This window comes from Sulfitobacter sp. NFXS29 (assembly GCF_040148765.1).
In the GTDB taxonomy this organism is placed as follows: Bacteria; Pseudomonadota; Alphaproteobacteria; order Rhodobacterales; family Rhodobacteraceae; genus Sulfitobacter.
Genome location: NZ_JAGDED010000003.1, coordinates 200,864 through 222,222, shown reverse-complemented (window position 1 = coordinate 222,222; position 21,359 = coordinate 200,864). Strand labels below are relative to the sequence as shown.

Genomic DNA, 21,359 nt, shown 5'->3' with positions numbered 1-21,359 from the left:
ATGCATGTCGTCTTTCGCGAAAGCCACGGGTTGGAGGATACCGACACCCCCTATGATCCGGGTCAAACGCCCGCTGATCTGGTGGTGCTGTCGTTTTCCGACAGTGACCTTGGCGCTTTCGCGGCAGGCTGGCATCGCGGCGGCGGCAAGGAGGGCAAGCTGCCCTCCTTGCGGCTGTGCAACCTTGTGGCGCTGCGCCACCCTGCGTCGGTCGACAACTACATCGAACAGACGCTGACCGGGGCCAAGGGCATCCTGATCCGCCTTATCGGGGGCGAGAATTATTGGCCCTACGGCATCATGCAGGTCCAAGATTTCGCCCGCCGGAATGACATTGCACTGGCCGTGCTGCCCGCCGATGGGCGTGAAGATCCGGGGCTGGACGCGCATTCAACGCTGCCTGTCTCTACCCTGCGCCGTCTTGCGCATCTCTGTGACGCGGGCGGGCCGGTTGCGGCGCAGGCCGCGCTGGCGCAGATGGCGCTGGCAGCGGGGTTCTATGCCGGGCCGGTGATGGGCGCGAAAACGGTGCCTGATTGTGGCTATTACGACCCTGATCAAGGCGTCGTGCCTTTTGTCGATGCGGCGGGCGATACTGTCGCTGTCACATTTTACCGCAGCTACTTGCTTGCTGCCGATACCGCGCCAGTTGATGCGCTGATCCGCGCCTTGCGGGCGGCGGGGCTGAATGCCATCGGGCTGTTTGTCCCCTCGCTCAAGTCCGATCCCGCGCGGGCCTTTTTGGGCGATGCGCTTGGCGCGATGGAGCCCGTTTCAATCGTCAACGCCACCGCCTTTTCGGGGCGCGGGGATGACGGGACCTCCCCACTCGACGCCCCCGGATGCCCGGTGTTTCAAGTGGCGCTTTCGACAGCGCGGCGGCGTGATTGGGACGAAAGCGAGCGCGGCCTTTCGCCCGCCGATCTGGCCATGCATGTGGTCCTGCCCGAAGTGGATGGCCGTATTTTCACCGGCGTTGTCAGTTTCAAAAGTCCCGAAAAACGCGACCCCGATCTGCAATATTCTCGCTTCGCCCACCGGGCCGAGGATGCCCGCATCGCCGCCGTCGTGGCGCGTGTGCTGGGCTGGCAACGGCTGGCGCAGACCCCTGCGGACGCGCGCAAGCTGGCACTGGTGCTCTCGACCTATCCGGGGCGGGACGATCAACTGGCCCACGCAGTCGGGCTCGACGCGCTGGCCAGTGTCGAAGACATGCTGATGCGTCTGGCGGGCGAGGGCTATAGCGTGACACCGCAGATCGGTTTTGGCCGGAGCCTTACCGAACAGCGCATTTCGTGGCCGCTTGCCGACTACCACGCCGCCTTGGCCAGCCTGCCACAGACGCTGCGCGATGACCTTTGCGACGCATGGGGCGCGGTTGAGGATGATCCGCTGGTTCAAGATGGCGCCCTCCACTTCGCCGCGCAAACCTGCGGCAACGCGCTGGTCGCGCTGCAACCCGAACGCGGCGATCTGACGGACCGCGAAGACAGCTATCACGACCTCGCCCGCACCCCGCGCCATTCATATGTGGCCTTCTATCTCTGGCTGCGCGCACAGGGGCACCACGCGTTGGTGCACATCGGCGCGCATGGCACGCTGGAATGGCTGCCGGGCAAGGCCGTGGCCCTGTCAAACGATTGCTGGCCCGAGGCGCTGACCGGCGATCTGCCGGTGATCTATCCGTTTATCGTCAATGATCCGGGCGAAGCGGCACAGGCCAAGCGGCGCATCGGTGCCGTGACCTTGGGCCATCTGCCACCCCCGTTGAAAGACAGCGAAACACCTGAAGGGCTGTTGCGGCTGGAACGGCTGCTGGATGAGTATTCCACCGCCGATGGGCTCGATCCCGCGCGCCGCGACCGGCTCGTCGACACGATCCGCGCCGAGGCGCAGGCGGCGGGGGTCGAAGATGACCTTGGCCTCGATGCTGCCAGTTCCTCGGCCGAGGCGCTGACCCGGATTGACGCCTTCGTCTGCGACATCAAGGAAAGCCAATACGGCGATGGCCTGCATGTGTTTGGCGCGGGAGAGGGCGAATGGGACGGGCTGCTGACCGCGCTTGCGGGGCGGCGCGTCACCGCTGGCCCTTCCGGCTCTCCCTATCGCGGGCGCTCGGACGTGCTGCCCACGGGGCGCAATCTCTATGCCGTTGATCCGCGCGGGGTGCCCAGCCGGGCTGCCCATGCGCAGGGGGTGAAACTGGCCGAGGAACTGCTCAGGCGGCATTTGCAGGACAACGGCGACTGGCCGCGCGGGTTGGTGATTGACCTTTGGGGATCGGCCACCATGCGCACGGCGGGTGAAGAGGTCGCTATGGCCATGCATCTCGCGGGGCTTGCGCCGAAATGGGACGAAGGCAGCGAGCGGGTTTCGGGCTTTGAGGTGTTGCCGCTGACCCTACTGGACCGTCCGCGCATTGACGTGACGCTGCGCATCTCGGGCCTGTTCCGGGATGTGTTTCCGGGGCTGGGACAGATTTTTGAGGCCGGTTCCGCAGCACTGGCGGAGCGTGAAGAAGCGCCCGACATGAACCCCTACCTCACCCGCACGCCGCGCGTCTTTGGCCCCAAGCCGGGCCTTTACGGCGTGAACATGGAAGCCGCGTTGCAAGACTATTCCGACGCGGGCCGCGCGGCGGCTGGGGAGGCGTGGCTGAGCGGCTCCGAATGGGCGATCAATGCCCAAGGCGAAGCGCATCAAGACCGCGCCGCGCTGGAGGCGCAGTTGCACCGCGCCGATGGCTTTGCTCATGTGCAGGATTTGGCCGAAAGCGATATCCTGCTCGCATCGGACTATGCCAGCCACGAAGGTGGTTTTGCCGCCGCGATGGCGCATCTTGGGGCTCAGAAACCGTCGATGTACCACCTTGATCACACCCGCGCTGGCAGCCCCCGCGCGCGGTCCATGCCCGAGGAAATCGCCCGTGTCGTGCGCGCCCGTGCCGCCAATCCCGGCTGGGCCAGCGGGATGATGCGCCACGGTTTTCGCGGCGCGGCAGAGGTGGCGGCGACGCTCGACAATCTGGCCGCCTTTGCGCATCTGACACGCGAGGTGCCCGCGCATCTCTTTGACATTTATTTCGACGCCACGCTGGGCCGCGACGATCTGGTGGCCTTTATGGAGGCCGAGAACCCCGCCGCGCTGCAGGCCATGCGCGACCGTTTCGCAGCCCTTCGGGACGCTGGGCTTTGGGTGACCCGCCGCAATTCGATCTCGGCCACCTTGGAAGGGGTGGAGTGAGCACGGCCCACGTCATCAAGGGCTGGTGCCCCGGCGCGCTGCGGCCAATGCTGTCGGGCGATGGGCTGGTGGTCCGCCTCCGGGTGCCGCAGGGGCGGTTGACCCCGGCTCAAGCGCGCGGCGTCGCAGAGTTGTCGCAGCGCTATGGCAACGGGGTGATCGACCTGTCGAACCGGGCCAATCTGCAGTTGCGCGGGATTGATCCCGCGCGGCAAGAGGGGCTGATCGACGCGCTTCGCGCGCTGGCGCTGATCGACGCCGACGAGCACACCGAGCGGCGGCGTAACCTCATGCTGACGCCCTTCTGGCAAGCGGGCGATGATACGGATCATCTGACCCAGCAGTTGACCGCCGCCGCGCAGAGGCATGCGCTGCCCGATGTCTCCAGCAAATTCGGCTATGCGGTCGATGCCGGGGCGCAGCCGGTGTTGCAGGCAGACCCCGCCGACATTCGCTTTGAGCGGGCGGCGGATGGGCAGCTTTTGCTCTGCGCCGAGGGGGCGGCATTGGGCAAACCGGTTTCCCGCGATACCGCCGTGGCCGAAGCCATCGCGTTGGCCACATGGGTTCGCGCGCAGGGGGCCACCCGTGCCGCGCGCGCCTTGGCGGCAGGGGCGACCCTAACTCCCTGTTTCAACCATCCCCGGCAAAGCGGCCTCAGCACTCCGACGCTAGGCCACTATCCAGCGGGCGCGCTGGTCGCCTGCGCTTTTGGGCAAATGGACGCAGAAACGCTCACCGCGCTTGCCGACCTTGGCCCGCTCCGCCTGACTCCGTGGCGGATGGTGCTGATCGAAGGTGCTACCGAGCTCCCCGACTCGCCCAGCCTCATCACCGATGCCGCCGACCCACTCTTGCGCGTCGTCGCCTGTATCGGCGCGCCCGGCTGTGCTCAGGCACGCGGCGAGACGCGCGGACTGGCGCGCGACCTTGCCGCTTCGGTGCCGCAAGGCCAACGCCTGCATGTCTCAGGCTGCGCCAAGGGCTGTGCTGCACCGCGTGCCACAGACCTCACCCTGACCGCCACCGCGCCGGGCCAATATGACCTCATCCGCAATGGCCGCGCCGATGCGGCCCCTGATCTGCGCGGGCTAACCCCCGCCGCCATCGCCTCTCACTTTAGAAAGTCCGCCGATGCCCCATAGCTATATCACCGACGGTGCCGAGATTTACCGCCAGTCCTTTGCCACCATCCGCGCCGAGGCGGCGCTGGCGCGTTTCACCCCCGAGGAAGAAATCGTTGCCGTGCGCATGATCCACGCCGCGGGCTTGGTCGGGCTGGAGGAGCATATCCGCTTTTCCGACGGCATGGCCGTGGCCGCGCGGGCGGCGCTGGAGGACGGCGCGCCGATCCTCTGCGACGCCTATATGGTCAGCGAAGGCATCACCCGCAAACGGCTTCCGCGCGAGAATGAGGTGATCTGCACCCTGCGCGACCCCTCGGTGCCGGATTTGGCGGCAAAGATGAGCAACACCCGCTCCGCTGCCGCGCTGGAACTGTGGCGGCCCCATTTGCAAGGCGCGGTGGTGGCCATCGGCAACGCGCCGACGGCGCTGTTTCACCTGCTCAACATGCTCGAAGACCCCGATTGCCCGCGCCCGGCGGCGATCATCGGCTGCCCGGTGGGCTTCATCGGCGCGGCGGAATCTAAAGAGGCGTTGATGCAAGATTTGCCCGTGCCTTCGATGATTGTGCAGGGGCGCTTGGGCGGCTCGGCGATCACCGTGGCGGCGGTAAACGCGCTGGCAAGCAGGGTGGAATGAAGATGGGCAAGGTTATCTGCGCGGGCCTCGGCCCCGGCGACCCGGAACTGATGAGCGTGAAATCCGACCGTGCCATTCGCGGCGCGCAGCATCTGGCGTATTTCCGCAAGAAGGGCCGCGCGGGCCAAGCGCGCCGGATCGTTGAGGGGATGCTGCGCGACGACGTGGTGGAATATGCGATGGAATATCCCGTGACCACGGAGCTGCGGTTTGATTCCGAAGAGTACCGCGCCCAGATGGTCGCCTTCTATGCCGAATGGGCAGATCGGCTGGCGGAATTGTCCAAAGATCACGAGGTGGTCGTGCTGTGTGAGGGCGATCCCTTCTTCTACGGCTCCTTCATGCATCTGCACACCCGGCTTCAGGGCCGCGCCGAGGTTGAGGTGCTGCCCGCAATCCCCGGCATGGTGGGCTGCTGGAACGCGCTGGATACGCCCTTCACTTGGGGCGATGACGTGATGACTGTGCTGATGGGTACGCTGCCCGAGGCCGAATTGACCGAGCATATGAAACGTGCCGATGCGCTGGTGGTGATGAAGACGGGCCGCAATCTGCCGACCGTGCGCCGTGCGCTGGCGGCGGCGGGCAAGTTGGATGATGCTTGGCTGGTCGAGCGTGGCACCATGCCCGATCAGCGGGTGGCGAAACTGTCTGAAGTGGCGGACGACGACTGCCCCTATTTCGCGATCGTCTTGGTGCATGGCCAGGGCCGCAGACCGGAGGCCGAAACATGAGCGGCATTCTTCATATCGCGGGGCTTGGCCCCGGTGACGACGCACTGGTGACACCCGAGGTGACCGAGGCGCTGGCGCAGGCCACCGATGTCATCGGCTATATTCCCTACGTCGCCCGCGTCGCCCCGCGCGATGGGTTGACGCTGCATCCCACGGACAACCGGGTGGAGTTGGACCGCGCGGAACATGCGCTGCAATTGGCACAGGCTGGTGCGCGGGTTGTGGTGGTGTCTTCCGGCGATCCGGGCGTCTTTGCCATGGCCTCGGCGGTGTTCGAGGCGGTAGAACGTGACCCGGCGTTCGAGAGCGTCGACATCCGCGTGCTGCCCGGTATCACGGCGATGCTGGCGGCAGCAGCCCGGCTTGGCGCGCCTTTGGGCCATGATTTCTGTGCGATCAACCTCAGCGATAATCTTAAGCCGTGGACGATGGTCGAGCACCGTCTGCGGATGGCCGCGCGGGCGGATTTCGCCATGGCCTTCTACAACCCGCGCAGCAAGTCGCGGCCGCATCAATTCGCCGAAGCGCTGGAGATACTGCGCGCCGAATGCGGGCCGGACCGGCTAATCACCTTCGCCCGCGCCGTGACCACGCCCGAAGAGGCGTTCAACACCGTCACATTGGGCGAAGCGACACCGGAAATGGCCGATATGCGCACTGTGGTGATCGTCGGCAATTCCGCGACGCGCCGGGTCGGACGCTATGTCTATACGCCGCGCAGCGCGGTATGATGTAGCCAATGCATCACCTCGGTCACATCATTGGCGGCCACCTCGCCCGGCAGAACGGGCCGGTCGGCCAAGATCACCGGCAGGCCAAGCGCGCGGGCGGCATCCAGCTTGGCCCGCGCGCCGCTGCCACCGGCGTTTTTGGCGACCACATGGGTGATCGCATGGGTCTGCATCAGCGCGGTATCTCCGGCCACATCGAAGGGTCCGCGCGCCAGCACGACCGTTGCCCGTGGCAGCGGCAGCGGATCGCGTGGCGGATCGACGAGGCGCAGCAGGTAGCGGTGTTGCGGTTTCGCGGCAAAGAGCGCCAATTGCTGCTTGCCGATGGCCAGAAACACCCGTGCCGGGCTGTCGGGCAGGGCGGCGGGCAGATCGGTGATGTCAGGCACGAAGGTCCAGTTGTCCCCCTCCTGCGGTTCCCACGGGGGGCGCTCAAACCGCACCAGCGGCAGGTCTTGCCGGGCGCAGGCGATGAAGGCGTTGTTGCTCATTCCTGCGGCAAAAGGATGGGTGGCGTCGATGACATGGGTGATCGCCTCGGCCTTGAGATAGGCCACCAGCCCGGCCACGCCACCAAACCCGCCGACGCGGGTGGGCAGGGGCTGGGCCACTGGCTTATCGGTGCGCCCGGCATAGGAAAACACGGCGTCGATCTCGGCTTTGACCAAGGCGCGCGCCAGAGCGCTGGCTTCGGTGGTGCCACCCAAAAGAAGGACGCGCATAATGGGTGATCCTTGGCTCAGCATCATCGGAATGCCCGACGATAGCGCGGATGCCTTACCCCCGGCAAGCCGTGCGGCGCTGGCAGAGGCCGAGGTAATCTTTGGCGGTCCGCGTCATTTAGAACGGGCAGCGGCGGGCACGCGCGGGCGCGCTTGGCCGGTGCCTTTCTCTGTCGAGCCGGTGCTGGCCGAGCGGGGCAGGCGGGTTGTGATGCTGGTCTCGGGCGATCCCTTTTGGTTTGGCGCGGGCGGCAGCATCGTCGGCGCATTGGGCCCCGGCGAATGGCGCAGCCTGCCCGCGCCCTCGACCTTCTCGCTGGTGGCCAATGCGCTTGGCTGGCGGCTGGAAGAGGTCACTTGCCACGGTCTGCACGCGGCACCGCTGGCGCAATTGCGCGCTGCGTTGCGTCCCAAGGGGCGGATGATTTGCCTGCTACGTGATGGGGATGCGCCTGCAGCACTGGCGGAGTTTCTCTGCGAACAGGGCGCAGGTACGGCGCGGATGCATGTGGCCGAACGGCTTGGCGGCCCTGACGCGCGGCTGCGTGCGGTGCAGGCCGATGGGTATGATCTGACGGATGTGCAAGCCCCCGTGGCAGTTGGCGTGGACCTGCCCGAAGGCATCGGCTTGCCGCGCGCCCCCGGCCTGCCGGACGATTATTTTGCCAGCGATGGCCAAATCACCAAAGCACCGGTGCGGGCGCTGACACTTTCGGCTCTCGCCCCCCGGCCCGGCGATTTGCTGTGGGACATCGGCGCGGGCAGCGGCTCGGTCTCGGTCGAGTTCTGTCTTGCGGGCGGTCACGCCATCGCATTTGAACAACACGCCGCGCGGGTGGAGAATATCACCCGCAACATCGCGGACTTCGGCCTGACCGCGCGTATGCAGGTCGCCCATGGCCGCGCACCGGAGGTCTGGGCGGGACATCCTGTGCCTGACGTTGTCTTCGTCGGGGGTGGCGGCAACGCGGCGCTTTACGATGCCCTGCTGCCTGCGTTACCAGCGGGTACGCGGCTGGTCGCCAATGGGGTGACGCTGGAAACCGAAGCGCTTTTGGCGCAGCTTCACGCGGCGCATGGGGGCAGTCTTTTGCGGATCGAACTGGCGCAGGCGGCACCTTTGGGCCGGATGCGCGGCTGGCAGCCGCTGCGGCCCGTGGTACAATGGAGCGTGACACTATGAGGATGGCCGGGATCGGATTTCGGGGCGCGGCAAGCGTGGCGTCATTGCGCGATGCATTGGCGCGGGCAAACCCCGATGGCCTCAAGATCGACGCGCTGGTGACCGAAGCGGCAAAGGCCCGCGCGACCGTGTTTCGCGACTTTGCCCAAGAACTCGGCGTGCCGGGGCTGGGCATCACCACCGAGGATTTGGGCCGTATGATCACACCTACACAATCGGCCCGGATCGAAGACCGCTTTGGCACCGGATCACTCTCGGAAGCCGCCGCTCTGGCCGCTGCCGGGCCGGGGGCCGTATTGGTTGCCGAGCGCGTCGTTTCGGGCGATGCCATGGCAACTGCGGCGATTGCCGAGACGAAAGGAAAAACACCGTGACTGTACATTTCATCGGAGCGGGCCCGGGGGCGGCGGACCTTATCACCCTGCGCGGGCGCGACCTGATCGCGGCCTGCCCGGTCTGCCTCTATGCCGGATCGCTGGTGCCCGAAGCGCTGCTGAGCCATTGCCCCGAGGGCGCGCGGATCGTCAACACGGCGCGGCTGTCGCTGGACGACATCATGGAAGAAATTGCAGCCGCCGCTGCCGCAGGGCATGACGTGGCGCGGCTGCATTCTGGCGATCTGTCGGTCTGGTCCGCGATGGGCGAACAGCTGCGCCGCCTGCGCGAGATGGGCATCGCCTATGACGTGACGCCGGGGGTGCCGTCCTTTGCCGCTGCCGCCGCCGAATTGGGGGCCGAACTGACCCTGCCGGGCGTGGCCCAATCGGTGATCCTCACCCGCACCTCGGGCCGCGCCACCGCGATGCCCGAAGGCGAAACACTCGCCAATTTTGCCCGCACCGGGGCGACGTTGGCCATCCATCTGTCGGTCCATGTGCTTAATAAAGTCGTCGAAGAGCTGACCCCGCATTACGGTGCCGATTGCCCCGTGGCCGTGGTCTGGCGCGCAAGCTGGCCCGATCAGCGCATCGTCAAAGCGACGCTTGCAACCCTGCGCACAGAGGTCGGCGAGGAAATGGCCCGTACCGCGCTGATCCTCGTGGGCCATGCCATCGGAGCCGAAGATTTCGGCGAAAGCCGCCTTTATGCCGCTGATTATGACCGCCGCTTCCGCCCCGTCGGGGCCGAGCCGCGTTTCCCGGAGACCTCCTCATGATCCCCCCCGGCCTGCTGATCTCTGCTCCCGCATCCGGCACCGGCAAAACGACCCTAATGCTGGGCCTGCTGGCCGCGCTGCGTGCCGAGGGTGTCGCGGTGCAGCCGTTCAAAAGTGGCCCGGATTACATCGACCCGGCCTTTCACACGGCGGCATCGGGGCGGGCTTCTTTCAATCTTGACAGTTGGTCGATGGACCGCGCGCGGATCGAAGGGTTGGTCGGCAATGCCGATGGGGCCGAGTTGATCCTTGGCGAAGGGTCGATGGGGCTGTTTGACGGTGTGGCCAAGCCGGGCGCCTGTGGCAATGGCGCCAGCGCCGATGTCGCGGCGCTGATGGGCTGGCCGGTGGTGCTGGTGCTTGACGTGTCGGGCGCGGCGCAATCGGTGGCGGCCACGGCGCTTGGCTTTCGCGAAATGCGGCCCGATGTGGAACTGGCGGGCGTGGTGCTGAATCGCGTCGCTTCCCCCCGGCATGAGACTTTGGTCCGCGCGGGGATGGAGGCTGTGGGTATCGAGGTTTTCGGCGCGCTCCCACGCCGGGTTGAGATCGAAATGCCCGAGCGTCATCTCGGGTTGGTACAGGCCGGAGAGCAGGAAAACCTGCCCGATCTGTTGGGGCAGGCGGCAGCCTTCGTCGCGGCTCATGTTGATATCCCCGCCCTGCGGGCCGCTGCGCGGGGCACGTTGCAGAACCCGCCTGCGCCCGCAAAGATTACCCCGCCCGGACAGCGCATCGCGCTGGCGCAGGACAACGCTTTTGCTTTTGTATATCCGCATTTGCTGGCGGGATGGCGGGCGGCGGGGGCGGAGATTCTGCCCTTTTCTCCGCTGGCAGATCAGGCACCAGACGACAGCGCCGATTGTTGCTGGCTACCCGGCGGCTACCCTGAACTCCATGCAGGCAAGCTTGCCGCCGCTGCACATTTCCGCAAGGGGCTGCGCGACTTTGCCGAGACGCGCCCCGTGCATGGAGAATGCGGGGGCTATATGGCGATGGGTGCAGGCATCATCGACAAAGAAGGGGCGCGGCACGAGATGGCAGGGCTTTTGGGGTTGGAGACATCCTTTGCCAAGCGCAAGATGCATCTGGGCTACCGTCAGGCCGATCTTAACGCGCCGATCCCCGGCCATTCCGCGCGGGCCGAACTGCGGGGCCATGAGTTCCACTATGCCACGATCCTTGCAGAACCCGATGCACCGCTGGCCCGCATCACCGACGCCAATGATCTTGAGGTGCCCGAGACTGGTTCGGTGCGTGAGTTCGCGGGCGGCGGGCGTGCCACGGGGACGTTCTTTCACATGATTGCGGCGCTGTGATGGGGGGCTTCGTTTCCTTCGTTTCCTCCGGTCCCGGCGATCCGGAGCTGTTAACCGTCAAGGCCGTCGCGCGGTTGCAGGCGGCTGATGTGGTGTTGTTTGATGACCTGAGCGCGGGTCCAATTTTAGAACACGCGCGGCCCGATGCGGACTTGATCGGCGTCGGCAAACGGGCCGGGCGTGCGTCGCCCAAGCAAGACCATGTGAGCCGCGTGCTGGTCGATCATGCTCAGGCTGGGCTGAACGTCGTGCGGTTGAAATCCGGTGATAGCGGCATGTTCGGACGGCTGGAAGAAGAGATCATCGCGCTGCGGGCAGCGCATATTCCTTTCGAGATCGTGCCGGGCGTGACCGCCGCCTCAGCCGCCGCCGCGACGGCGGGCATCCCGCTGACCCGGCGTATGACCGCGCGGCGCGTGCAGTTCATCACCGGCGCGGATGTGACGGGCGAATTGCCCCATGACGTGAACATGGCCGCTTTGGCCGATCCGATGGCGACCACCGTGGTCTATATGGGCAAACGCACGTTTGCAGGTCTCGCTGCGCGGCTGATCGAACACGGGTTGCCCGGCGACACGCCCGCGCTGTTGGCCGAGGCGGTTTCGACCCCGGCGGAAAAGGTGCAGCGCTTTACCATCGAAACTCTGGCGCGCCATCTGGAGAGCGCCAGCAGCACCACGCCCGCGTTGATCTTCTACGGGCCGTTGGCTGAGTTTGAGGCGTGAAAGTCTTCGTTTGCACCTCTTGCACCGACGATGGCGGCTTTCTGGACGTGGTCCGCGCTGGATTGCCTGATGTGGTGGTTGAGGGCATCGACTGTATGTCAGGCTGCGCACGGACGCAGACGGTGGCGTTTCGCGCGCCGGGCAAGGTGGCCTACCTGTTTGGAGAGATCACCGAAGCCGACATGGATGATCTGCGCCGCTTCGTAGCGCTCTATGCAGCCTCTGCCGATGGCACATTCCCCGATGCGCGGGTGCTCGGCGGGCTGCGTTTGAAGGCAATCGCGAGGATACCGGGATGAGCGATCTGGAACTGACATTGATCGGCATCGGCACCGGCAACCCTGAGCATCTGACGCTACAGGCGATCCGGGCGATGAATGCGCAAGACCTGATCTTGATCCCGCAAAAGGGCGCGGGCAAGGACGATCTGGCGGGGCTACGGCGCAGTATCTGTGACGAAGTGCTGACCAATGAGGCGGTGCAGATCGTCGGCTTTGACCTGCCCGTGCGCGACCCCGCGATTGAGGATTACCGCGCCCGCGTGGACCACTGGCATGACGCGATTGCAGATGCATGGCGCGCGGCAATGGCGCAGCACCCGACGGCGCGGCGCGTGGCGCTGCTCGTTTGGGGGGATCCGTCGCTCTATGACAGCACCCTGCGCATCGCCGCGCGGCTCGTCCCGGCCCCACGCATGACGGTGATCCCCGGTATTACGTCTCTGCAAGGGCTGACCGCATCTCATGCGATCCCTCTGAATGAGATTGGCGCGCCTTTTATGGTGACCACAGGGCGGCAGCTGCGCGATCACGGCTGGCCCGAGGGGGTCGATACGCTGGTCATCATGCTGGATGGCGACTGCGCTTTTCAGACGTTGGAGCCTGCGGGCGTGACGATCTGGTGGGGGGCCTATGTCGGCATGGCCGAAGAGATCATCCGACACGGCCCACTCGCCCAGGTTGCCGAAGACATCATCGCCACCCGTGCCGCCGCCCGGGCGGCGCATGGCTGGATCATGGATATCTATCTGCTGCGCCGAGGCTAAGGCTCAGGTATTTGGGTCAACCTTGCCGCGCATTGCCTTAACCTCGCCACGCACCTTCTTGGCCTTGAGGCGGCGTTTCTTTGACCCCAGCGTCGGGCGGGTCGCGATGCGGCGTTTCGGCGGGGTCAGGGCGGTGCGGATCAACTCGGCCAACCGCTCGCGGACCAATTCGCGGTTACGCGCCTGACTGCGGGTTTCATCACATTGCAACACCAGCGCGCCTTCGGTGGTCCAGCGCCGCCCGGCCAGACGGCGCAGGCGGTTCTTGACCGGCTGAGCCAGCGACGGCGAGGTGGCGGCCTCGAACCGCAATTCCACCGCCGAGGAGACCTTGTTCACATTCTGCCCGCCGGGGCCGGAGGCGCGCATGAAACTTTCCGTCAGCTCCCAGTCGTGAATGGCGATGTTATCGTTGATGTGCAGCATGGGCTCTCCTTGCCCGGTACCATGCCAGTCTGCGCCGTGAGGGTGAAGGGGGAATGCGAAATGGGCCGCCCCTTGCGGAACGGCCCAATCGAATGGTTTCAGGAGGGGGATCGGTTAGACCGATGTCCACCAGGTGGTTGCACTGCCAGGGGCTGCCCTAACAAGAAACCCCGCTGGCTGTTCCGACACCTCGCTCCAATACCTTTCTTGACACTGGATCACCTCCTTTACATTTGTTGAACTCACCCTGAGCGTTGCACAGGTTTTGAAATTCGCAAAGCGTTTTTTTGGACGGTGCGGCGGCAAGGGGGCGGGCCCCTTACGCCGGTATCAAGCGCGGGCGGTCAGCCGTGCGGTCAGCAGCCGGAAGGGGATCAGGGCAACCAGTGCGATGGCCAGTTTCACCGACCAATCCGCCACGGCAAGCGAGACCCAAAGTGGCGCAACGGGGCCTGCACCCAACAGCGGCAAAGCTTCGGTCGCCCAAGCGACATCGGTCGCGGGGTGGATGAACGACAGGCTGGCCGAGAACGCGACGGAGAAAAACAGCGCCGTGTCGATCGCGCTGCTGATCAGCGTGCTGATCAAAGGCGCGCGCCACCATGCGCCATCGCGAAAACGGTTAAAGATCGTCACATCCAAAAGCTGCGCCACGAGGAAGGCGGAGCCCGAGGCGACCGCGATGCGGACCGTCACCAGCGGGCCGAATTCGCCCATGATCTGTGTCCCAATCAGCGAGCAGATCAAGCCGACGACGAACCCCACCAACACGACCCGGCGCGCGGCAGAGGCGCCGTAGAGACGGTTCATCACATCGGTGACGAGGAATGCCAGCGGATAGGTGAAAGCGCCCCACGTCAGCCATTGGCCGAATAGAAACTGAACAAGGATATTCGAGGCCACGACGATGGCGGCCATGGCAAGGATGCCGGGAAGATAGGTGCGTGTCATGTATGAACCGTTTTGTGCAAGGGTGCGGCGACTTGGCCTGCGGGGATCGCAGACGGAACGGTCTTTAGCCCTCGACGCCCGGTTTGGCAAGGATCAGCTCGACCACCTCATTGCGCTGCATGACGAAGAAGTTGTCGTCCGACAGCAGGGTCAGCCGGGTTTGCCCCGCCGCGTCCTGCCATGTGCTGAGCGCTTCGAGGTTGTCATATTGACCGGGGCCGGAGGTCAGCAAAGTTACCTCCCCAAGTCCTGGCGCGGTCAAATCAAAGCTGCGGATGCGGCTGCGAAAGCCCAATGGCGTGATCGTCCGCTCCAGCAGATAGAGCGTGCCATCCTCGGCAAAATCCGCGTCCACCGGCAAGAACGGCCCTTGGCGCGGGATCTCTGCGGCGATTGTCCATGTGGTGCCATCAAAGGCATAAAGCGGGATGGGCCCTGATGTGGGGCCGCCGCCTTCGGGGGCCGCAAAGAGCCGTCCATCGGGATGGGCCGCCAATGTCTCCATCCCCGCGTTCGGCGCGAAGCCAGCGAAGTCGTCATGTCCGGGCAGAGGGGTGGTAACCCCGGTTTCAGGCGCAAGCCGAGCGACGTGATGATCGTGTTCGAACGAGATGTAGAGTTGCCCAGTGTCGTCAAGCGCCAGCGCTTCGGCATCGCGCATCTGGCCGCGCAGGGCTTTGCCATCGGCTCCTTTGAGCGGGGCGTTTTCCTCAAGTTCAAGCGCCACCAGACGGCCCGCTTCGCGGACCATGCGCGCCTGCACGAAGCGGCCCCGGTCCGAGACCGCCGTCAGACGGGTGCCATCGGCATTGACCTCGACCCCCGAAAAGCCGCCGAACCACGAAGCGGGGTGGCTCCATGTCAGCACGCTGTCGACCTGCACCACCGGCTCTGTCTGCGCGGCAGGGGCCACGCAGGCAATGAGCAGGAAGAACGGGAGGCAGGCGCGGATCAGTTTGCGTTCAAAACGGCGTTGCATTGGGCAGGCAGGTCCGCAAGCAGGATGTCGCGCTTGGGCTTGGGTTTCGTTTTGGGGGCCGTCGGATCCGGTTTTGGTGGGTTCAGGATATTGGCCTGCCACTGCCGCGCATCGGCGCAGCCGTCACCCGGCGGGGGCGGGGCCTGATCCACACAGCCGCGCGCGCCTTTAGGGCAGGCGATGCGGACGTGGAAATGATAGTGATGCCCGTACCAAGGCCGGATTTTGCGCAGATAGCTGCGGTCGCCCTTTTCATCGGCGCACATCTGTACCTTCGCGCCGGGGAAGACGAAGATGCGGGCGGTGCGGGGGTCTTGGGCAGCGGCCTTGACCACCTCGTGATGCGCGGGCGTCCAAGAGGAATTGACATAGGCCCCACTCGCCCGGCGCATGGAGATCGACGAGATGTTCTCGCGCTGCGCCCGGCTGAGGTTGAGGGATTTGGGCGGCAACATCCAGATATCGGCATCCAGCCCGATCTGGTGGCTGGCGTGACCGGTCAGCATCGGCCCCCCGCGCGGCTGGCTCATATCGCCCACATAGATGCCTTCCCAGCCCGGCTGCTGCGCGGCCTTGCGGCTGAGTTTCTTGACCATATCGACCATCTCAGGATGGGCCCAGTTGCGGTTACGCGACAGGCGCATGGCCTGCCATGTCGGACCCGTCTCGGGCAATTGCTCGGCTCCGGCGAGGCAGCCTTTAGAGTAGCTGCCGAAGGCGGCCGAGGATTGCGTGGAGGCAAAGCTCTTGGCCCCGAAAAGCTGCTTGGCCGCGACAGTGCTGAGTGCGCCGCCTGAAGAGCCGATGGTCGGCAGGGCGACTTTCTCGCCGCTGATGTCGGTTTCGGTCCGGCCGCCCCCGCATGAGGCCAGCGCAAAGGCCAGCGCCACGGAGGTGAGGGTGCGAAGCAGCGTCATGTGGCGAAATCTCCCTTGGGTTTGACCCACGCTAACAGGATCAAACCGACGATGAAAAGCCCCACGACAGGGGTGATGCCAAGCCGCTGGCTGCCGGTGAGGTCACTGGTCAGGGCAATCAGCGCCGGAGCCAGGAAGGAAGTGGCCTTGCCCGAAAGCGCATAGAGGCCGAAGGCCTCGGTCATCCGCTCTGGGTTTCCTTGCCGTGTCAGCATGTTACGCGAAGACGCCTGCAGCGCACCGCCCGCCGCCCCGATGGAGGCACCAGCGACATAGAATAGGATATCGGGCAGGGCAGACCCCTCAGGCAAAGAAACGCCCATGACAGAATTCGGCCCCAACGAGATGATCAAACAGGCAGTCGCCACAAGGATGATGCAGCAGGCCACGATCACCGGCATCGGGCCAATGCGCCGGTCGATCCGTCCGCCCAGCACACAGAACACCGCGCCCGAGATGGCGGCGAGAATGCCAAAGATGCCGATCTCTTGGATCGACCACTCCAGCACGCCAAGCGCATAGACCCCGCCGAAAGTGTACATCCCGTTTAGCGCGTCACGGTAGAACATCGACGAGCCAAGATAGGCCAGCAGCGAGGGGTGTTTTGGCAAGCCCCGCAGGGTGCGCGCCAGATCCGACAGACCCGCGCCCACGCGGTAGCGTTGCGCTCCGGGTTTCGGCGTGTCGCGCACATAAAGGAAGAAGGGGATCATGAAAACGGCGTACCAGATCGCCGCAAGCGGCCCGACAATGCGGGTGTCGGCCTTGGTCGCCGGGTCCAGCCCGAACAGCGGCGTCAGCCCCGCCATGGTGCGCCCATTCGCACCGCTTTGAAACAGGGCGATCATCGCGATCAGCGCCAGCACCCCGCCGGCATAGCCAAAGGCCCAGCCATCGCCAGAGATCCGCCCGCGTTCACCCGGGTCGGGGTGCAGCTCGGGCAGATAGGCGTTGGTAAAAATCGTGGCGAATTCCATCCCGACCAAGCCGATGCCGAAAAAGAACAGCGCCCAAAGCAAAGAGAAACCCGCCGGGGCCGTCCACCACAGGGCGGCTGCGCCGATCACATACATCGCTGAAAACAGCCAAATCCATGGCATCCGACGGCCCGAGGAATCTGCCACCGCGCCCAAGATCGGCGCCAGTATGGCAATCGCGATCCCGGCCAGCGCCAGACCGTAGCCCCAATAGGCCTGCGCTTGGGCTTTCGCGGCGGAAAGCTCCATCCCGCCATCGACCAGCGCGTTGGTCGCGGTTTGGGCGAAATAGGGGCCAAAGATAAAGGTCAGCAGCAGGGTGTTGTAAGGCTGGCTGGCCCAGTCGAAAAAGTACCATCCCCAGATGCGCTTGCGCCCGCCTGTCTGTGCCATGTTGCGCCCCTTCGCGGCCTGCTCTTTTCCAAGTTAGAGCAGGGCGCGGGGCAAGGCGCAAGCGCCAGTCGTGGCAGGGTTGAAACGTCGGGCTGCCGGTCGGGTTAGGCGGAAAGGTGCGGTGCAGCTTCGGACACGGGCGCGCCGTCTTGCATTGGCGGCCACGGGCGGTGGCTGTCGGCACGGATCCATTCGGCCACCCAGCCCGGCACCTCGGGCGAAGGTTGCTGCCGCCCCATGGCGCGCAGCACCTTTTCGGGTGGGATCAGCCCGTTGCGATCGGTCACGGCAGAGCGGTAGAGCACATGGCTCGCGCATTCGCCGTTCTTCTTCCACATGGACTGCTCCAGATAGATGAACTTGTCGTCCCAACACAGCGTCCGGCTGCGCATCTCGAACTTCTCAAACATGCGGATGCGGCGGCGGAACCGGGTGCTGGAGCCTGCGATTGTGATTGCCCATTTGTTTTGGCGAAGCAGCGTAATCAACCCGGCACGCTGCGCCATGGCGGTGCGGCCCAGATCATAGAGCGACAGCGCCCGCCCGTTGTTCAGCTCCATCCAGATATCGAGGTCATGCGGCCAGCAGATGTGATGGCTGACATGGGTGTCGGTCAGGTTTTCCAGCGGCGCCTGCCGCGCGGCGACGATGACGTCTTTGGCCATGCGGATGATCGGGAACATGGGGCTTTCCTTTGTCGTGACGGTGCCGATCTGCGGCGGAAGCGCTGCGCGGTCAAGCATATACGTCGCGGCACTCTTGCCCTTTGCGGGCGGGGCGCTTAACTGTCTTGCGTCAAACCAAGGGGATATTCCATGACGTCACTGTTCCAAATCCTGATGCTGCTTTTGAACATCGTTTGGTTCATCGTCATCGCACATGTCATCATGTCTTGGTTGATCAATTTTCAGGTGCTGAATCTGCGCCAACCCTTGGTTGCGCAAATCTGGGATGGGCTGAACCGCATTCTAGAGCCGGTCTATAGCCGCGTGCGCAATGTGATCCCGCCGATGGGTGGTTTGGATCTGGCACCATTGATCGTGCTGATCGCCGTGGCCATTGCGCGGATCGTGCTGACAAACAACGCCGCGGCCTTCTACTGACCCGTGCCAAGGCGGGTCCGCGCGCCCATGTCGCGCGCATCGGGCCTTGTTCACGGTTTGTTAGTGTGGGAGTCTGCATAAAAAGAGCAGACAATCTTACAGGTTCCCCATGACAGGCGCTGCCACGCTTCTTCGTGATGTATTCGGTTTTGACGGGTTCCGCCCCGGCCAGCAAGAGATCGTTGAGGCGGTCACTGAGGGCGAGAACGTGCTCGCGATCATGCCCACGGGCGGCGGCAAATCCTTGTGTTTTCAACTGCCTGCGCTGATGCGCGAGGGGGTGACGGTGGTCATCAGCCCGCTCATCGCCCTGATGCGCGATCAGGTCCGCAGCCTGCAAGAGGCGGGCGTCGCGGCGGGCGCGCTGACCTCGGGCAACACGGCTGAGGAGACCGACGCGGTCTGGGAAGCGTTGGAGGCGGGCACCCTCAAACTGCTCTATATGGCACCGGAACGGCTCGCCGCAGGCTCGGCCATGGGCATGTTGCGGCGCGTTGGCGTCAATCTGATCGCCGTAGACGAGGCGCATTGCGTCAGCCAGTGGGGCCATGATTTCCGCCCCGATTACCTGCGCATTGGTGAATTGCGCCGCACGCTGAACGTGCCGCTGGCCGCTTTCACCGCCACGGCAGATGCCGAAACGCAGGTTGAGATTGTCGAGAAGCTGTTTGACGGCACGCCCCCGCGCGCTTTCCTGCGCGGCTTTGACCGGCCCAACATCCACCTCGCCTTTGCCGCCAAGAACAAGCCGCGCGATCAAATCTTGAACTTCGCCGCCGCGCGTAAAGGCCAGTCCGGCATCGTCTATTGCGGCACGCGGGCCAAGACCGAAGGGCTGGCCAAGGCGCTGCGCGATCAGGGGCAAACGGCGCTCCATTACCACGGTGGGATGGAGGCCGAAGACCGCCGCATCGCCGAGCGTCGGTTCCAGCAAGAGGACGGGTTGATCGTCTGCGCCACGGTAGCCTTTGGCATGGGGGTTGATAAACCGGATATCCGTTGGGTCGCACACGCCGATCTGCCCAAGTCGATCGAGGCATACTATCAGGAAATCGGCCGCGCCGGGCGCGATGGTGCCCCGGCGGAAACGCTGACCCTCTTCGGCCCCGACGACATCCGCCTGCGCCGCAGTCAGATCGACGAAGGCTTGGCCCCGCCTGAACGCCGCGCGGCGGATCATGGGCGGTTGAACGCGCTGCTGGGGTTGGCCGAAGCGCTGGAATGTCGTCGCAAGTCCCTGTTGGGCTATTTCGACGAGACTGAGATTACCTGCGGACGCTGCGACCTCTGCGACAGTCCTGCGGATGTGTTCGACGGCACCACGGCGGTACGCAAGGCGCTTTCGGCGATGTTGCGCACTGACGAATGGTTCGGCGCTGGCCATCTGATCGACATCCTGCTCGGCAATGAGACCGACAAGGTCCGCCAGCGCGGCCACCAGTCCCTGCCCACTTACGGCGTCGGCGGCGAATACAGCCGCAATGAATGGCAAGCGGTGTTCCGTCAGATGATGGGCCATGACCTCGTGCGCCCCGATGCCGAACGCCACGGCGCGCTGCGGATGACCGATGCCGCCCTGCCGATCCTGCGCGGTGAGGCGTCGATCAGCCTGCGGCGCGATACGATCAAGGCGGCAGGGGCCAATCGCCGACCTGCCGTTAAAGCGATGGTCAGCGATGAAGACGCGCCGCTGCTGTCGGCGCTTAAGGCCAAGCGGCGTGCGTTGGCCGAGGCGGCGCGCGTGCCTGCCTATATCATCTTCACCGACCGCACCCTGATCGAGATGGCCGAGGCGCGCCCGCAAAACCTTGATGCCATGGCCCGTATCGGCGGCGTGGGGGCAAAAAAGCTGGAAAACTACGGCGCCGCTTTCCTTGAGGTCATCAACGGCGAAGCGCAGCCGATGCATAAGGCCCGGCGCAAGCTGGCGGGGCGCGAGGCGGGCAATGTCTATGACCAGTTGTTGCAGGTGCAGGCCGATCTGGCGCGCGGAGAGCAGGGCACCGACAAACCGCTGAGCTGTTCTGCCGCAATGCTGGCCAAGGTGGCGCAACTGCGCAGCGCCGACAGTTCTGCCATTGAGCGGCTCTTGGGCGACAAACGCGCCGAACGCTTTGGCCCCGCCTTTCTGGACGTTCTGCGCGACGCGGGCTAGATCACCCGAAACGCTCCAAGGAGACTGCCATGCTCGTCGTTATTTCCCCCGCCAAACGCCTCGACTGGGCCGAACGCGATGTCGCGGATACCCAGCCTGATTTTCAGGAAGATGCCGTGCGGCTGGCGACCACGGCGCGTAATCTTACTTTGGGCGATCTCAAAAAACTGATGGGGCTGAGCGACGATCTGGCCCGTCTCAACCGCGACCGGTTTCAGGCGTTCGAAGCCGAGCCCAGTGCCGACACCACCCGCCCCGCTGCGCTGGCATTTGCCGGCGACACCTATCAAGGGTTGGAGGCCGCGAGCCTTGATGCGGATGAGATGACCTATGCCCAAGAGCACCTGCGCATCCTCTCGGGGCTTTACGGCGTGCTGCGCCCGCTGGATGCGATTCAACCTTACCGGCTGGAGATGGGCAGCAAGCTGAAAACCCGCCGCGGTGGCAACCTCTATGACTACTGGCGCGAGAGCCTGTCAAAGGCGCTGAACGCGCAGGCCGAGGCGACAGGCAGCGATGTTCTGGTGAACTGCGCCAGCCAAGAATATTTTGGCGCGGTGGACCTCAAAGCGCTGAAATTGCGCGTGATCACCCCGCAGTTCATGGAAGACAAGGGCGACGGCAAGGGGCCAAAAATCGTTAGCTTCTTTGCCAAGAAAGCACGCGGCGCCATGGCGCGGTATATCGTGCAGCACCGGGTGAACGATCCCGAAGGCTTGCAGGATTTCGACAGCGGCGGCTATGCCTATCAGCCCGATGCCTCGACCCCCGAGCGTCCGGTCTTTGTCCGGCCCTATCCGTCGACCTGATGCGGGGGCGGGGGGCCGATGCGCGCG

The 21,359-nt window shown here is 64.9% G+C and carries 22 protein-coding genes; 15 read left to right on the top strand and 7 right to left on the bottom strand.

The features are described 5' to 3' along the window. From cobN to cobJ, 5 genes are read left to right on the top strand one after another with little or no spacing between them, the layout of a single operon-like run. Positions 1–3,243, top strand: a complete 3,243-nt coding sequence (cobN, locus tag J3456_RS07720; RefSeq protein ID WP_349579627.1) for a cobaltochelatase subunit CobN — start codon at positions 1–3, stop codon at positions 3,241–3,243. Then, positions 3,240–4,388, top strand: coding sequence for a precorrin-3B synthase (gene cobG, locus J3456_RS07715; RefSeq protein ID WP_349579626.1), 1,149 nt, complete (start codon positions 3,240–3,242; stop codon positions 4,386–4,388). Before cobN ends, cobG begins: the two co-directional genes overlap by 4 nt. Beyond that, positions 4,378–5,007 carry a precorrin-8X methylmutase gene (locus tag J3456_RS07710; RefSeq protein ID WP_349579625.1) on the top strand — a complete coding sequence of 210 codons (630 nt, stop codon included), beginning with the start codon at positions 4,378–4,380 and terminating at the stop codon, positions 5,005–5,007. Before cobG ends, J3456_RS07710 begins: the two co-directional genes overlap by 11 nt. 2 nt (positions 5,008–5,009) lie before the next feature. Beyond that, a complete protein-coding gene (locus tag J3456_RS07705; protein ID WP_349579703.1) occupies positions 5,010–5,741 on the top strand; it encodes a precorrin-2 C(20)-methyltransferase in 732 nt (243 codons plus the stop codon). Then, a complete protein-coding gene (gene cobJ, locus J3456_RS07700) occupies positions 5,738–6,472 on the top strand; it encodes a precorrin-3B C(17)-methyltransferase (RefSeq protein WP_349579624.1) in 735 nt (244 codons plus the stop codon). The genes J3456_RS07705 and cobJ overlap by 4 nt, the downstream gene beginning before the upstream one ends. Here the strand turns inward: cobJ and J3456_RS07695 are convergent. Then, complete coding sequence (locus J3456_RS07695) at positions 6,448–7,197, bottom strand: cobalt-precorrin-6A reductase (RefSeq protein ID WP_349579702.1); 750 nt, start codon at positions 7,195–7,197, stop codon at positions 6,448–6,450. The two genes, cobJ and J3456_RS07695, sit on opposite strands and share 25 nt — an antisense overlap. On the opposite strand from J3456_RS07695, the gene cbiE reads away from it, so the two are divergent. From cbiE to cobF, 7 genes are read left to right on the top strand one after another with little or no spacing between them, the layout of a single operon-like run. Next, the gene (cbiE, locus tag J3456_RS07690; RefSeq protein ID WP_349579623.1) at positions 7,196–8,377 is read left to right on the top strand and encodes a precorrin-6y C5,15-methyltransferase (decarboxylating) subunit CbiE; all 1,182 of its coding nucleotides are present in this window, start codon (positions 7,196–7,198) and stop codon (positions 8,375–8,377) included. The genes J3456_RS07695 and cbiE overlap by 2 nt on opposite strands. Further along, positions 8,374–8,751: a cobalamin biosynthesis protein gene (locus J3456_RS07685; protein WP_349579622.1), complete on the top strand. Its 378-nt coding sequence runs from the start codon at positions 8,374–8,376 to the stop codon at positions 8,749–8,751. The genes cbiE and J3456_RS07685 overlap by 4 nt, the downstream gene beginning before the upstream one ends. Beyond that, a complete protein-coding gene (gene cobM, locus J3456_RS07680) occupies positions 8,748–9,533 on the top strand; it encodes a precorrin-4 C(11)-methyltransferase (protein ID WP_349579621.1) in 786 nt (261 codons plus the stop codon). The genes J3456_RS07685 and cobM overlap by 4 nt, the downstream gene beginning before the upstream one ends. After that, positions 9,530–10,852: a cobyrinic acid a,c-diamide synthase CobB gene (locus J3456_RS07675; protein WP_349579620.1), complete on the top strand. Its 1,323-nt coding sequence runs from the start codon at positions 9,530–9,532 to the stop codon at positions 10,850–10,852. Before cobM ends, J3456_RS07675 begins: the two co-directional genes overlap by 4 nt. After that, entirely contained in the window at positions 10,852–11,577 is a 726-nt protein-coding gene (cobA, locus tag J3456_RS07670) for a uroporphyrinogen-III C-methyltransferase (RefSeq protein ID WP_349579619.1), read from the top strand. Before J3456_RS07675 ends, cobA begins: the two co-directional genes overlap by 1 nt. Continuing rightward, positions 11,574–11,876, top strand: a complete 303-nt coding sequence (locus J3456_RS07665; protein ID WP_349579617.1) for a DUF1636 family protein — start codon at positions 11,574–11,576, stop codon at positions 11,874–11,876. Before cobA ends, J3456_RS07665 begins: the two co-directional genes overlap by 4 nt. Next, on the top strand, positions 11,873–12,622 hold the full coding sequence (gene cobF, locus J3456_RS07660; protein ID WP_349579614.1) for a precorrin-6A synthase (deacetylating): 750 nt from the start codon (positions 11,873–11,875) through the stop codon (positions 12,620–12,622). The genes J3456_RS07665 and cobF overlap by 4 nt, the downstream gene beginning before the upstream one ends. A gap of 3 nt (positions 12,623–12,625) precedes the next feature. Here the strand turns inward: cobF and arfB are convergent, their stop codons facing one another. From arfB to J3456_RS07630, 6 genes are all read right to left on the bottom strand, one after another. Beyond that, positions 12,626–13,048 carry an alternative ribosome rescue aminoacyl-tRNA hydrolase ArfB gene (gene arfB, locus J3456_RS07655; protein WP_342849784.1) on the bottom strand — a complete coding sequence of 141 codons (423 nt, stop codon included), beginning with the start codon at positions 13,046–13,048 and terminating at the stop codon, positions 12,626–12,628. 330 nt (positions 13,049–13,378) lie between these two features. Next, positions 13,379–13,999, bottom strand: a complete 621-nt coding sequence (locus tag J3456_RS07650) for a queuosine precursor transporter (RefSeq protein ID WP_349579613.1) — start codon at positions 13,997–13,999, stop codon at positions 13,379–13,381. Positions 14,000–14,063: 64 nt separating this feature from the next. Next, positions 14,064–14,978 (bottom strand): esterase-like activity of phytase family protein, encoded by a 915-nt coding sequence (locus tag J3456_RS07645; RefSeq protein ID WP_349579612.1) that lies wholly within the window; start codon positions 14,976–14,978, stop codon positions 14,064–14,066. Next, positions 14,951–15,895, bottom strand: coding sequence for a penicillin-insensitive murein endopeptidase (gene mepA, locus J3456_RS07640; RefSeq protein ID WP_349579611.1), 945 nt, complete (start codon positions 15,893–15,895; stop codon positions 14,951–14,953). Before mepA ends, J3456_RS07645 begins: the two co-directional genes overlap by 28 nt. Beyond that, positions 15,892–17,265, bottom strand: a complete 1,374-nt coding sequence (locus J3456_RS07635; protein ID WP_349579610.1) for an MFS transporter — start codon at positions 17,263–17,265, stop codon at positions 15,892–15,894. Before J3456_RS07635 ends, mepA begins: the two co-directional genes overlap by 4 nt. Before the next feature lie 104 nt (positions 17,266–17,369). Then, positions 17,370–17,948 carry an acyl-CoA thioesterase gene (locus J3456_RS07630; protein WP_349579609.1) on the bottom strand — a complete coding sequence of 193 codons (579 nt, stop codon included), beginning with the start codon at positions 17,946–17,948 and terminating at the stop codon, positions 17,370–17,372. Between the two features lie 132 nt (positions 17,949–18,080). Between J3456_RS07630 and J3456_RS07625 the strand changes: the two genes are divergently transcribed. The 3 genes from J3456_RS07625 to yaaA all read left to right on the top strand — a co-directional run bounded on the left by J3456_RS07625 (position 18,081) and on the right by yaaA (position 21,332). Then, entirely contained in the window at positions 18,081–18,368 is a 288-nt protein-coding gene (locus J3456_RS07625) for a YggT family protein (RefSeq protein ID WP_349579608.1), read from the top strand. A gap of 109 nt (positions 18,369–18,477) precedes the next feature. Continuing rightward, a complete protein-coding gene (recQ, locus tag J3456_RS07620; RefSeq protein ID WP_349579607.1) occupies positions 18,478–20,523 on the top strand; it encodes a DNA helicase RecQ in 2,046 nt (681 codons plus the stop codon). A gap of 29 nt (positions 20,524–20,552) precedes the next feature. Then, positions 20,553–21,332, top strand: coding sequence for a peroxide stress protein YaaA (gene yaaA / locus J3456_RS07615; protein ID WP_349579606.1), 780 nt, complete (start codon positions 20,553–20,555; stop codon positions 21,330–21,332). The last annotated feature ends 27 nt before the right edge of the window (positions 21,333–21,359 follow it).